11 protein-coding genes and 2 tRNA genes are annotated in these 14206 nt (G+C 31.1%); 9 read left to right on the top strand and 4 right to left on the bottom strand.

Going from position 1 to position 14206, the window contains the following annotated elements:
- Positions 1 to 36: 36 nt before the first annotated feature.
- Both VJY38_RS05020 and VJY38_RS05015 read left to right on the top strand, forming a co-directional pair.
- Positions 37 to 1422 carry an alpha-amylase family glycosyl hydrolase gene (locus VJY38_RS05020; RefSeq protein ID WP_353679572.1) on the top strand — a complete coding sequence of 462 codons (1386 nt, stop codon included), beginning with the start codon at positions 37 to 39 and terminating at the stop codon, positions 1420 to 1422.
- 5 nt (positions 1423 to 1427) lie between these two features.
- Entirely contained in the window at positions 1428 to 2930 is a 1503-nt protein-coding gene (locus VJY38_RS05015) for an MFS transporter (RefSeq protein ID WP_353679571.1), read from the top strand.
- A gap of 49 nt (positions 2931 to 2979) precedes the next feature.
- Here the strand turns inward: VJY38_RS05015 and VJY38_RS05010 are convergent, their stop codons facing one another.
- The 4 genes from VJY38_RS05010 to VJY38_RS04995 all read right to left on the bottom strand — a co-directional run bounded on the left by VJY38_RS05010 (position 2980) and on the right by VJY38_RS04995 (position 5792).
- Positions 2980 to 3138, bottom strand: a complete 159-nt coding sequence (locus VJY38_RS05010) for a DUF5989 family protein (RefSeq protein ID WP_353679570.1) — start codon at positions 3136 to 3138, stop codon at positions 2980 to 2982.
- Positions 3139 to 3149: 11 nt separating this feature from the next.
- Entirely contained in the window at positions 3150 to 3566 is a 417-nt protein-coding gene (locus VJY38_RS05005) for an SxtJ family membrane protein (RefSeq protein ID WP_353679569.1), read from the bottom strand.
- A 2-nt stretch (positions 3567 to 3568) separates the two neighbouring features.
- Positions 3569 to 5383, bottom strand: a complete 1815-nt coding sequence (locus tag VJY38_RS05000; protein ID WP_353679568.1) for a carbamoyltransferase family protein — start codon at positions 5381 to 5383, stop codon at positions 3569 to 3571.
- 321 nt (positions 5384 to 5704) lie between these two features.
- A tRNA-Ser gene (locus VJY38_RS04995) sits at positions 5705 to 5792 on the bottom strand.
- 246 nt (positions 5793 to 6038) lie between these two features.
- Here VJY38_RS04995 and rnhC point away from each other — a divergent pair.
- The 7 genes from rnhC to VJY38_RS04960 all read left to right on the top strand — a co-directional run bounded on the left by rnhC (position 6039) and on the right by VJY38_RS04960 (position 13999).
- Positions 6039 to 6944, top strand: a complete 906-nt coding sequence (rnhC, locus tag VJY38_RS04990) for a ribonuclease HIII (RefSeq protein ID WP_353679567.1) — start codon at positions 6039 to 6041, stop codon at positions 6942 to 6944.
- A gap of 9 nt (positions 6945 to 6953) precedes the next feature.
- Positions 6954 to 8057, top strand: coding sequence for a 6-phosphofructokinase (locus VJY38_RS04985; RefSeq protein ID WP_353679566.1), 1104 nt, complete (start codon positions 6954 to 6956; stop codon positions 8055 to 8057).
- A gap of 72 nt (positions 8058 to 8129) precedes the next feature.
- A tRNA-Asp gene (locus VJY38_RS04980) sits at positions 8130 to 8203 on the top strand.
- Positions 8204 to 8611: 408 nt separating this feature from the next.
- The gene (locus VJY38_RS04975; RefSeq protein WP_353679565.1) at positions 8612 to 11644 is read left to right on the top strand and encodes a DNA methyltransferase; all 3033 of its coding nucleotides are present in this window, start codon (positions 8612 to 8614) and stop codon (positions 11642 to 11644) included.
- A 131-nt stretch (positions 11645 to 11775) separates the two neighbouring features.
- Positions 11776 to 12537: a ComEC/Rec2 family competence protein gene (locus VJY38_RS04970; RefSeq protein WP_353679564.1), complete on the top strand. Its 762-nt coding sequence runs from the start codon at positions 11776 to 11778 to the stop codon at positions 12535 to 12537.
- Between the two features lie 26 nt (positions 12538 to 12563).
- Positions 12564 to 13388 carry a ComEC/Rec2 family competence protein gene (locus VJY38_RS04965; RefSeq protein ID WP_353679563.1) on the top strand — a complete coding sequence of 275 codons (825 nt, stop codon included), beginning with the start codon at positions 12564 to 12566 and terminating at the stop codon, positions 13386 to 13388.
- A 2-nt stretch (positions 13389 to 13390) separates the two neighbouring features.
- On the top strand, positions 13391 to 13999 hold the full coding sequence (locus tag VJY38_RS04960; RefSeq protein ID WP_353679562.1) for a hypothetical protein: 609 nt from the start codon (positions 13391 to 13393) through the stop codon (positions 13997 to 13999).
- Positions 14000 to 14206: the final 207 nt, after the last annotated feature.

Genomic DNA, 14206 nt, shown 5'->3' with positions numbered 1-14206 from the left:
TTGCTGTAGTTTTTCGTTTGATAAAAAGGAGATTTTATGTTAACTAATTACAAAAATCTATTTCAAAAAACTCTTATTCTCATCTTACTGATTCAATTACTTTTTGTTAATGTTTTTTCTCAGGATAAAATATCAAAAGACAAGAAATTATTCTCTGCACCTGAGTGGACAAAAAATGTAGTGATTTATGAAGTAAACGTAAGGCAATATACTCCCGAAGGAACATTCAAAGCATTTGAAAAACACCTGCCAAGATTAAAGCAAATGGGAATTGATGTTCTGTGGTTTATGCCAATTCATCCAATTGGTGAACAAAATAGAAAAGGTACACTGGGAAGTTATTATTCGATTAAAGATTACAAAGCAATAAATCCTGAATTTGGGACTGAAAAAGATTTTAAAGATCTAATTAAAAAAATTCATGAATTGGGAATGTATGTTATGCTGGATTGGGTAGGTAATCATACTTCGTGGGATAATGTGTGGACAAAAACAAATCCAGAATTTTTTAGTAAAAATGAAAAAGGTGAATTTTATCCACCAGTAGCTGATTGGAGTGATGTAATTGATCTTAATTATGACAATCAGGAACTGCGTAAAGCAATGATTGATGCGATGAAATACTGGGTTAAAGAATTTGATGTTGATGGTTTTAGATGCGACTTTGCTGTGGGAGTTCCATTAGATTTCTGGATTGAAGCACGAAAAGAACTTGAAAAAATTAAACCATTGTTTATGCTTGCAGAAGCAAGTGAACCTTATTTGCACGAAGCATTTGATGCAACTTACAACTGGCAACTTAAAGACGTAATGAATAATATTCCTAAAGGTAAAATGAATGCTAAAGATTTAGCTAATCATATTCTTAATGAAATTAAAAATTATCCAGTTGATGGATATAGATTAAATTTTACAACAAATCATGATGAAAATTCCTGGAGTGGAACAGAGTTCGAAAGACTTGGTAATGCTGTTGATGCTTTTAATGTTTTTATATTTACTACAAAAGGAATTCCATTAATTTATAGTGGACAGGAAACTGGCTTGAATAAACGACTTCGCTTTTTCGATAAAGATACAATCTTCTGGAATGATTTGAAGTACGAAGAATTCTTCTCTTCTTTAATAAAATTAAAAAAAGAAAATAAAGCTTTGTGGAATGGGAAATATGGTGGAGATATTAAATTGTTAAAAAATAATAATGATGAAAGTATAATTTCGTTTTTAAGATATACTGAGAATAACAAAGTAATTTCTATTTTTAATTTTTCACCAGAAAATAAATCTGTGAATATTGATTGTGAAGATATTAAGGGAACATATAAAAATTATTTTACGGGAGAGTCAATTAATCTAACTGAAGATTACACATTTAATTTGAAACCATGGGATTATATAATTTTAGTTAAAAAAAGCAGGTAGAGAAAATGGAGAAACCACGTTTATCTTTCTGGCAGATCTGGAATATGAGTTTTGGATTTCTGGGAATTCAATTCGGATTTGCACTTCAAAATGCTAATGTAAGTAGAATATTTGAAACACTTGGAGCTAAAATAGATGACATACCAATCTTATGGATTGCTGCTCCTGTTACGGGTTTAATTGTTCAACCTATAATTGGTCATATGAGTGATAATACATGGAATCGACTCGGAAGAAGAAAACCATATTTTTTAACAGGAGCAATACTTGCTTCGATTGCTTTAATGATTATGCCTAACTCTCCAGCTTTATGGGTAGCAGCTGGAATGTTATGGATAATGGATGCATCAATAAATATTTCGATGGAACCATTTAGAGCTTTTGTTGGTGATATGCTTCCTTCTTCGCAAAGAACACTTGGTTTTTCAATGCAAAGTTTTTTTATTGGAACAGGTGCAGTTATTGCATCGGCACTCCCTTATCTAATGACAAATTATTTTGGTATTATGAATACTGCTCCTGCTGGACAAATTCCTGATAGTGTTAAATTCTCTTTTTATATAGGTGGAATTGTTTTTTTTCTTGCTGTATTGTGGACTGTTCTTAAATCCAGGGAATATCCCCCAGAAGAACTGGAAAAATTTTCATCTTCTGTTAGTAATATTAATGAAAATGAACCCGCAGATAAAATTATTGAGTATAGTAAATTTTTTAAGAATGGAATTCTATGGAGTTCTGTTGGATTATTACTTTTTCTGATTTTCAAATTCTGGATATATATGGATTATGGTCTGGCAGTTTTCTTTTTAGGAATTTTTGCTTTTGGTTTATTGCAATTGCTTGTGAGTCTTTTTGTAAAATTGAAAAAATCGAATGGACTTGTTGTAATTATTAATGATTTATATAAAATGCCAAGAACGATGATACAATTAGCTTTTGTACAATTTTATTCTTGGTTTGCATTGTTTGCAATGTGGATTTATACAACTCCTGCTGTTACTCATCATATTTATGGAGCAACTGATACAAGTTCAACAATTTATAACGAAGGAGCTAATTGGGTAGGTGTTCTTATGTCTGTTTATAATGGCTTTGCTGCTGTAATGGCTTTTGTATTAATAGCACTGGCAAAAAAGACAAGCAGAAAAATTGTTCACTCAGTAAGTTTAATTTGTGGGGGACTTGGATTATTATCTTTTTTTATAATTAAAGATCCTAAAATTCTATTGTTGTCTGAACTCGGGATTGGTCTTGCATGGGCATCAATATTAGCCATGCCATATGCAATTTTGACTGGTTCACTTCCTCCTAAAAAAATGGGCGTGTATATGGGAATTTTTAATTTCTTTATTGTAATTCCTCAAATTACAGCAGCAGCTATACTTGGTTTTTTTGTGAGAACTTTATTTAAAGGCGAAGCTATTTATGCTCTGGTTCTCGGAGGATTTTCGATGATTATAGCTGCAATACTTGTGATGTTTGTTAATGATGTTGATGCAGATAAATAATTTTAATGTGTTTTAAAATTTATCCCCTCTTTTTTAGAGGGGATTTAATCTAAAAGATAGCATATATAAATGGTGCTAATGCAGAACCCTGTGTAAGTATTATCAGTCCACCAAGTATCACAAGAAAAATTACTATTGGCAAAAGCCACCATTTTTTTCTTTCTTTCAAAAACATCCATAGTTCTTTTAATATTGATAATTTACTCATATATAGCCTCATTAATATTGTTTTTCTGAATTCTCTTTTATGTATTCTCCTGCTTCTCTTCGATTCCAGTAACTTTCTTTTTCTTTATCAAATTTTAAGTTGAGTAAATCTTTACCACTAATTTTAATTACGAAGCCAATTGGTGTTATTATTAAATAAAAGAATAATGTTAAGATAATATTTGTAGTAATCAAACCTAAAATTAAAGCAATAATCATCCATATTTTATAGATGGGCTTTAAAATTTTTTGTGAATAGATAGTGCTTATAAAAAATAGAATGCAGATTATTAAGAAGTAGTAATAAGATTCTGTTTTATTTAAATAAAGTATTATTCCAAGCAATAAAAAAATTATACTGAAGGTAAAACCAAATTTCTTTAATGCTTTTTTGCTATAATCAATTTTTTTTATTTCTTCAATTAACATAATTAATCCAGTTCAAATTGTTTTTTCCAATCGATATCATCACTGAGAGGTTTTTGTTCTTTTTTATTGAGTAGATAATTACTCATAATTAAATAATCCATATCGGTTCTCATAAAACAAATATAAGCTTCTTCTGGTTTGCAAACTATTGGTTCGCCTCTTACATTAAATGATGTATTCACAATTACACTGTAGCCAGTAAGTTTTTCAAATTCTTTCAAAAGATTATAATAAAGTGGATGGTCATCTTTATTAACTGTTTGAATTCTTGCTGAATAATCGATGTGAGTTACAGCAGGAATATCTGATCGAACAACATTTAATTTATCGATACCAAAAAGTTTTTTCTGTTCTTCTGTCATTATTTTTCTTCTTTCTTCTTTAACATTTGCAACAAGAAGCATGTAGGGACTTGGTCTATCTAATTCAAAATATTCACTTACTTTTTCTTCTATTACAGAAGGAGCGAAAGGTCTAAAACTTTCTCTAAATTTTATTTTTAAATTCATCTTTTTTTGCATATCTGGAAGTCTTGCATCTCCTAAAATTGAACGAGCCCCTAAAGCTCTTGGACCAAATTCCATTCTCCCCTGAAACCAGCCGATTACATTTCCTTGTGCTAATAAATTTGCAGCGATTTCGGGGATTTCATCATCATTTAATTTTTTGTAAGGAATTTTATTTTTATTTAGAAATTCTTCGATGTATCCATTTTCAAATTGTGGACCTAAGTATGAACCTTTTTGTTTATCTTTATTATCAACAACTCTTGTATTATCAAGATATTGATACCATGTAAACAATGCAGCGCCAAGTGCGCCTCCAGCATCACCTGCAGCAGGTTGAATCCAGATATCATCAAAAATTTTTTCTTTTAGAATCTTCCCATTCGCCACACAATTAAGTGCAACACCTCCAGCAAGACATAAATATTTCATGCTGGTTTCTTTTTTAATATGACGGGCAATTCTTAAAATAATTTCTTCTGTAACCACCTGTATTGATGCAGCTAAATCCATTTCCCTTTGTGTTAGTTTTGATTCTGGCTTGCGTGGTTTACCACCAAAGAGTTTATGAAATTTGTCATTTGTCATTGTCAATCCAGTACAGTAATCAAAATAATCCATGTTTAATTTAAATGAACCATCTTCTTTCAAATCAATAAGATGATCAAAAATTAATTTTACATATTTAGGTTCTCCATATGGTGCCAGTCCCATTACTTTATATTCGCCAGAATTAACTTTGAATCCAGTATAATATGTAAATGCTGAATAAAGTAAACCAAGTGAATGAGGAAATTTTATATCTGCTAATATTTTAATTTTATTGTTAATCCCAATACCATAACTTGTAGTTGTCCATTCGCCAACGCCATCGAGAGTTAGAATTGCTGCTTCTTTGAATGGAGATGGAAAAAATGCAGAGGCAGCATGTGATTCGTGATGCTCTGGAAAAATTATTTTTCCATCATAACCGAGTTCTTTTTTTATTAATTCTTTTATCCAGAGTTTTTCTTTTATCCAGAGTGGCATTGCTTTCAGAAAAGATTTCAAACCTTTAGGGGCAAATTTTAAATATGTTTCTAGAAGCCTTTCAAATTTCAGGAATGGTTTATCATAAAATGCAACGTAAGATAATTCATTAACTTTAATTCCTGCATAAGAAATACAAAAATTAATTGCATTAATTGGAAAACGATGATCATGTTTTTTACGAGTAAATCTTTCTTCCTGTGCAGCTGCAATAATTTCTCCATCTTTTATAATACAGGCTGCACTATCGTGATAATATGCAGAAATTCCAAGTATATACATTTGTTAATCTCAACCAATTTGCTTCTATAAAATAATGATTTTAATTATGTAAAAGGATAGGAATCGTATTTGTAAAAAAATTTTATTATTCTCAAGTAATAAAGTGTCACGATGCCGATTATTAATATACTCAGACCATTTTGAAAAAATTACTCTTTTTTCACTCCGAAATAGACGAAGCGTTTCTTTCAAAACAAATTTGAAATATTTCGCTTTGTTTAATATAGCAATAATCAATTATTTAAAATTCTCAGTTGTAATTGTTACTGGTTTTATGAAAGGAAGAAGAGGAGTGTTTTTAATAGATATAAAGATTTTGAGCGGAGAGGGAGGGATTCGAACCCCCGGTCCGCGTTACACGGACAACGGTTTTCAAGACCGCCGCATTCAACCACTCTGCCACCTCTCCAGATTAAAAGAACTGTTTATGGAAGAGTTTTCAAGATCGCCAAATTTTCACCAAAGGCGGACAGGCAACAACTTTACCGCCTTTATTTATGAAAAACTTTAAAAGTGCGGTTACAAGAATACAAAAAATTTTTCAATTCTTCATTTGGTATGTTTTAAAAATAATTTATGCTGAATAAAATTGTATGGAATAATTTATACATTGAAATTCTTTTACTAAATTTTAGTAGTTTAATAAAATTTTTAAATGACTAACAAAAAAATAGCTCTGAATCTTATAAATCAACTTAAATCTCAACTCGAGAAATACTATTTAACTTCAGATATTATAGAAAAAAATTACAATTTCGAATTCTCATTAAATATCAACAGAAACATTTATAAAGTACTGGTCTACTTTGGTAAAAAAGGTGTCAAAACAATTTTGCAGGGTAATACTGAATTACCAGAATATATTACTTTAAGAAAATTAATTTTTGGTCAACTTGAACTTGATTATAATGATGAAAATTTGTCCGAACCAGATGAATATATTGGAACAGATGAAAGCGGCAAGGGAGATTATTTTGGTCCTTTAGTTGTTGCTGCTGTCTATGTAGATTTAGATACCCAGAAAAAATTAAAACAGATTGGAGTAAGAGATAGTAAAGATTTATCAGAGAATCAGATTTCAGATTTATCAAAGGAGATTTTAAAAATTGTAAAAGAAAACTATAGTATTGTAACAATATCGCCTCAAAAATATAATCAATTGTATGATAAATTTAAGAATCTTAATCACCTTTTAAATTGGGCTCACTCAAAAGCAATTGAAAACCTTCTAAAAAAAACTAAGTGTGATACAGTTATAACAGATAAGTTCAGTAAAAGAGAACTCAATATTTCTTTTAATAAAAATCATTCATCTATTAAATTTATACAGGAAACAAAAGCAGAAAAGTTTGTTGGTGTAGCTGCTGCTTCAATATTAGCACGAAATAAATTCAATGAATGGTTTATTAAAAATTCTAATGATGAAATTGAGTTAATAAAAGGGACTTCCAAAAAAGTTGAAAAAGCTGCAGCCGAATTAGTAAAAAAATACGGGAAAGAATCATTAAATAAATTTGTGAAACTTCATTTTAAAACAACAAATAACATTTTAAATAAATAGAATAAAAAAATGACAGCTAAAAAAGTAAAAAGAATAGGAATACTAACAGGCGGCGGTGATTGTCCAGGATTAAATGCAGTAATTAGGGGCGTCACCAAACCAGCATTAGACAATGGCTTAACAGTTTTAGGTATATTAGATGGATTTGAAGGACTGGTTGAAGGGAAAGCAATTGAATTATATAACAAAGATGTATCGGGTATTTTAGCAACTGGTGGTACCATACTTGGTTCTTCAAATAAAGGAGATCCATTTCACTGGCCAGAAGAAGTTGATGGTAAGATTAAGATTATCGATCGATCTAAAGATGCTTTAAAAAATTATGAAGCGTGGAATCTCGATGCAGTAATTGCAATCGGTGGCGATGGAACAATGCACATCTCAAAAAAATTAATTGATATGGGAATGAATATAGTTGGTGTGCCTAAAACAATTGATAATGATTTAGAAGCTACCGATTTAACATTTGGTCATGACTCAGCAGTCTATGTTGTTACTGAAGCACTGGATCGATTACACACAACTGCATCATCGCATCATAGAGTAATGGTGATTGAAGTTATGGGAAGATATGCAGGCTGGATAGCCTTAAATGGTGGACTTGCAGGTGGGGCAGATGTAATTTTGATCCCAGAAATTCCATTTGAATGGGAAAGAGTTTATGATAAAGTTTTAATGAGAAATATGATGGGAAAAAAATTTAGTATTGTATGTGTTGCCGAAGGTGCAAGACCAAAAGGTGAAGATATAATTACTAAAGGAAAAGATTTAAAACGGACAGATCCCATTCAACTTGGAGGAATTGGTGAATATGTTGCAAAAAAAATTAGTGAGAATACAGGTTTAGAAACTCGTTATACAGTTCTTGGTCATTTACAAAGAGGAGGAAGTCCAACTCCATTTGATCGAATTCTTTCTACAAAATTTGGAACATTTGCGATTCAATTAGCAATAAAAAAACAATTTGGGAAAATGGTTGCACTTAAAGGGAATGAGATAAAAAGTGTATGGATAGAAGATGCAATTTCGAGACAGAAATTAGTTAAGCCAAATGACCAGGCTGTTTTAGCAGCAAGTGCAGTTGGAGTAAGTTTTGGAACCGAAAAATTATAGTGTTTCTTGTTTGGATAGTATATAATTACTATTTTTGTGTGCAATTAATTAGAAATTAGTTCTTAGTAAAAAGGGGTCGTAGTTCAGTTGGTTAGAACGCCTGCCTGTCACGCAGGAGGTCGCGAGTTCGAGTCTCGTCGGCCCCGCGATAAAAGCTCGGAATTGTCTGAGCTTTTTTGTTTTTGTATTGAAAATAATTTTTTAGAATCACGCAGGAGGTCGTCCCGAATGAAATTCGGGAAGTCTCGTCGGCCCCGCAAAATTGTAAAGCCTGAAAAAAATCAGGCTTTTTTATTTATGAAAATACGCAACTTAAATTACTCCCCTATAATTTCTGCATTCTTGTAATTTGTTTTAAATAAATTTTTCAATATTACTTATATAACGTTTCATACAATTTATTTAAAATGATTTTTTAATCCAATAATATTAAATTAAAATGTTAACATTATTTTTATAAAGATGTAGGGATTAATTCTTTTACAAAGTAAAATAGAAAATATATTTTTTTAATCAATAAATAATCTATACTTCAATTAAAAAGAAATTGAGAAATGACTAAAGAACAAAAATTTTATCAAGTATTACAAGATGTATTTATTGGTGCAAAAGTTGAAGGCACTGGTGGATTTGTTAACTTGATGAAGATAAAATCAAATTATTACAAAAAGATTGAAGAATTTTTAAAAGCCGATGTAGAAAAAGCATTAGAAAAATATCCTTCATTTCGAGACGAACTTTTTGATAAACTCTACTCATTTTTCAGTCGCTATTTTACAGAATCGGGAAGTATCTATTTTAATTCAACACCTTTTCACAATAATGCTTATGAAAAAGTTTATACAAATGAAAAAGATGTTGTTCTTTTCTGGAAAACACAGATGCTTTATTATGTAAAAACTGATAGGATTTTTAGAAGTTTAGAAATTGAAGTAGATAATTATAAATTTTTCTTTGATGTAAGTAATCTTGAACATAAGAAAGCTAATGAGAAAAGAAATTTGATTTATGAATTAAAAGAAATTAAAGAAGATAAAACCATACATTTAAATGTCTATTATTCAGAGAGAGGACGAGTTACAAAAACAGATGATATAATTAAAAACTTAAAAAAGAATGGAATCAATATCCAAGAAGATTTATTGGAACGAGCTTTTCGAATTTTTGAAAGACAAAGCGAAGTTGATTTTTTCATAAACAAAAATGCAAAGGCATTTTTACAGGAGCAGTTTAAACTTTGGAGTTATCAATATTTCTGGGATGGAGCAAAAGAATGGACAGTAGACAGAGTAAATGAATTACAGATCTTAAAAGATATTGCCTTCAAGATTATAGATTTTATCTCACAATTTGAAGATGAACTTGTAAAAATATGGAATAAACCTAAGTTTGTGAAAAATTCAAATTATGTTATCACACTGGACAAACTATTCCCCTCTCATAGAGGGGATGAAGGGGTGTTTTATTCCCCTTCTGTGAAGGGGTGGCAGACAAAGTCTGACGGGGTAGTTAAATGGTATGAATTACCATACAATCCCAACTTAAAAGAAAGAGCTCGTGAATTAAGAAAAGCTGGAAACTTATCGGAAGTATTGCTCTGGCAAAGAGTTAAGGGCAAGCAATTTCTTGGATTAGATTTTGACCGTCAAAAAATAATTGGTAATTATATTGTAGATTTTTTTGTAAAAGATATTGGAGTTGTTATTGAAATAGATGGTGGGAGTCATAATGATAAAATTGAATATGATAGAGAAAGAGATGAATATCTGCAAAGTTTAGGATTAAAAGTTATTCATATACTTGATGAAGATGTAAAGACTAATTTAGATGGTGTGATGGAATATTTGAGAGAGGAGTTAACACCCCTAACCCCTCTGCAAGAGGGGAATGAAACACCCCTAACCCCTCTAAAAGAGGGGAATGATACACAACTAACCCCTATGCGAGAGGGGAAGATACAAGAGGGGAATTTGGTGCAGAGGATTTTGAAGCATCCTAATATTCATCTACAAATAAAAGAATGGCAAGAACTTGGAATTGTAGATGAAAATTTTAAAGTAGATGATATTTTTGAAACTGATTTAATAGGCAAACATTTATCTAAAAAATATGAACATTTACCGATTGATACAAAGTACTTCAAAGATCTAGAACTTGAGATTTTATCTTTGTTTGACGATTTAGATAAATCATTAGATGGTTGGCTGATAAAAAGCGAAAACTATCAGGCACTGAATACAATTTTGCCAAAGTTCAAAGAAAAAGTTCAGACAATTTATATTGATCCGCCGTTTAATCTGGATTCATCCGATCAATTCATGTATCGCACAAACTACAAAGATGCAAGCTGGGCAACATTGCTTGAAAACCGTTTGCGAATTGCCAAAGAATGGCTAAATGAGAAAGGAAGCATTTTTGTAAGATGCGATTACAATGGGAATTGGATTGTAAGGTGTTTAATGGATGAGATTTTTGAAAGAGATAATTTTAGGAATGAGATTGAAATTAATAGAACAAAGAAAATTTTTACAGGGGTCAAAGGATATAACGTAGCTATAGATAGTTTGTTTTTCTATACAAAAGGGGACAAATTCAAATTTTACCCTCAATATAAGCAACGGGGAGAAGAACAGAAATGGTTAAATATGCATTCACCTGGAGAAAGGCGACCCCCTGAAAGAGTTATCTTAGGTAGATTGCTTTATCCTCCAAAAGGAAGACATTGGACATTTATACAAGAAACTATTGATAGGATGATTCAGGAAGGGAGAATAAGAATAAAAGAAGATTCGGAATATGTGGATTTAAAAGGAAATATAGTCAAAGGAATGCCACAATATTTAACTGGTGAAGAAGAACTGTTAGATTCTAACTGGACAGATATACCAGGCTATTCCCAAACTCAAGGTTTCCCCACTGAAAATTCCGAAATACTTCTAAAGCGTGTTATAAAATCTACATCAAACGAATCCGATTTAGTTATGGACTTCTTCCTCGGTTCAGGCACAACCACAGCCGTAGCTCACAAACTTGGCAGAAAATGGATAGGTATTGAGATGGGAGAGCATTTTTATAGTGTAGTTTTACCAAGAATGAAAAAGGTTTTGGCTTATGATAAGTCTGGAATTTCTAAAGAATTAAAAACACCCCGTCAGACTTCGTCTGACACCCCTCTAAAAGAGGGGAATGAAACACCCATAGCCCCTCTAAAAGAGGGGAATTATTATAATGGTGGTGGATTTTTTAAATACTATGAACTTGAGCAATACGAAGAAGCACTTGCAAATGTAGTTTATGAAGATTATGATATTTTTATTATTCAAAATAAAAATCCTTATGTTCAATATGTTTTTTTAAAAGATGAAAAAATGCTTAAGGCATTAGAGATTGATTATGAAAATAATAAAGTGAAAGTAGATTTGTCTAAACTTTATGAAAATATAGATATAGCCGAAACTTTGTCTAACTTAACCGGAAAATGGATTAAGAAAATAAGCGATAGCGAAGTTGAATTTGAAGACGGAACAAAAATCAATACAAAAGATTTGGATTATAAACTTATTAAGCCATTGATTTGGTGGGAATAAATATGGAATTAAATTTACATTTTATTAATGTCGGAAAAGGTAATTGCACAATAATTGATTTTCCTAGTGGTCGATTAAGTGTGATTGATATAGATGATTCAAGAGCGATTTCTAATTTACAGCGGATTTTAATGAGTAAGGAAAATAAAGCTTATTTAACAAATCCTATTGATTATATCAATCAACATTTTTCAAATAAAGAAATTTTTAGATTTATCCTTACTCACCCAGATATGGATCATATGTCAGGTATAAAATCTCTTTTTACAAAAAAATATGTTAGAAATTTTTGGGATGTACCTAATAATAAACCCGATCCAGAAAACTGGGATCAGTCTCCCTACGATAAAAATGATTGGGATTTCTACCAGAATTTGAGAGCTGGGAAAATATCAAATAAAACCATTGTAAGACCATTAAGAGACCAGACAGCTGAATGCTGCTGGGTTCAAGATGGTATCAAAATACTTTCTCCTAACAAAGAGCTAATTGATGAGGCGGAAAAAAATGAAGAATACGATCATTTAAGCTATGTGCTTCAAATTACCTACAACGAAATAAAAGTAATGTTAACAGGAGATGCTACAAAAAATGCATTAGATGATATAGTAAGAAATTATAATAGAAATGACTTAAAATCTTCTATACTTTTAGCTCCTGGACATGGGAGCAAGAATCATGTTTCGAAAGATTTTCTGGATGCAGTAGATCCGAAGTTAATAATTGTATCGGTTGCAGAAGGAATAGACTACGACTATGACACATATAAGAACTATGGAACTGTTTTATCAACCAAATATTACGGAAATGTAAGGTTAAAAATAAAAGATAATGGGAAAATTTTTTTTCGCACGCAATTTCAGAATTACAGCGACAATTGGTATGACCTTTAGTCGAGAAAATATTAATACAAATCATTATGAAGAATATAACAAGAATACACATTTTTGATGTTGAACATGGTGAATGCAATGCCATAGAAACTCCAACTGGCCATTTAATACTAATTGGGGCTGGGCATAATTCTTCTACAAACTGGCGTCCATCAAATTGGTTACTACAACGTAACCAATGGCCGCATTGTATTGTTTTAAGTAACCTCGACGAAGACCATCTTTCTGACCTACCAAACTTTGAACCCAATCTTCGTCCATTAAGTATCATGTATAACTATTTTATTAATCCTGATTGGTTAGAACGCAATAAGATTGAGGAAAGTGGTATGGTACCTAATGGGTTAAAGGTGGCTCTCTTTTGGATTCGCAATGTTTTTACTGGTGGTTCGTTATACTATAACTACGGTTTGGAAATAACTTATTTTCATCATTCTCCGACAAAGTTTCAAGACACAAATAATTTAAGTGTCGTAACATTTATTGCCTATAACGGCGTAGGAGTTATGTTCCCAAGCGATATTGAAGCTAAAGGTTGGAGAGAATTTTTGAGAGACCCGAATTTTGTAAAATGCTTGCAACGCACCAATATTTTAATTGCTTCACATCATGGACGCGAAAGTGGCTATTGCCGTGATGTGTTTAATTACTGTAAACCTCATATTGTAATTATATCTGACAAGCCTATGATGCATGAAACGCAAAATCACAACCTTTATGCACAGCATTGTAGTGGCTTAAACTTCGGTGGTAACATTAGAAAAGTTTTGACAACCCGCAATGACGGTAAAATTACAATTGATATTCCAATAATAGGGAACTATACCGTGTCTATTAACCAAAGTTATTAACTATGGAGCAAAAAATTTTTTCAAAATTCAATATATACGACCAAATCGGTTACCTAATGGTGGGTGCAGTTGTCTTACTGCTTTTTGTGTTCAACGCCACATACTTTTTTCAAGCGAATTTGCCGCCATTCAGCTTAGACACATTTTTAATTTGGTTTATTGTTGCTTACTTTTCTGGACATCTCACACAGGGAATTGTAAATCTTATAAATAGTATAAAGTTTCTACGATTTTTAGTACCAGAAGACAAAGGAAAATTTGATGAAAAACAAAAGGAAGTACTTGAAAAAGCAAAAGATTATTTTGGACTACAAAAACAAGATGAAAACAGACTTTGGAATTTATGCTATATGTTTGCCAGTGCAAAAGATATAACAGGACAGGTGCAGGCGTTTAATTCTTATTATAGCTTGTATCGTGGTTGGCTTGTTGCATTTATTTTTGAGTCATTATTTTTGTTATATTTTTTGATTTCAGCTTATAACCAAAAAACTTTGCTGTTGTTCCTATCAAGTATTTTTTTTGCTTTTATTTTTTACGTAAGATCAAAACGATTTTGGAATTACATGAGTAATAAAGTTCTTGAGACTTTTATTATAGTAAAAAACTAAATATGTAATAAAAGAAAGTATTTTATGTGTCTAAACTTTTTTACAAAACATCATAGATGATATTTCTTTTGAAAACCTTCCGGCAAAGTGGCAAGGATTTTCTGAAAAAGTTGAATTTTTTTGGTGAAAATTTTACGCGGTTTTTTAAAGATAAAGCACTGATACTAAAAATATGGATTATAAATTAATAGAACCCTTAATTTAGTG

The organism is Rosettibacter firmus (assembly GCF_036860695.1).
GTDB classification, from domain to species: Bacteria; Bacteroidota; Ignavibacteria; order Ignavibacteriales; family Melioribacteraceae; genus Rosettibacter; species Rosettibacter firmus.
Note: the sequence above shows the minus strand (reverse complement) of the source record. Positions and strands in the feature narration are given on the sequence as shown.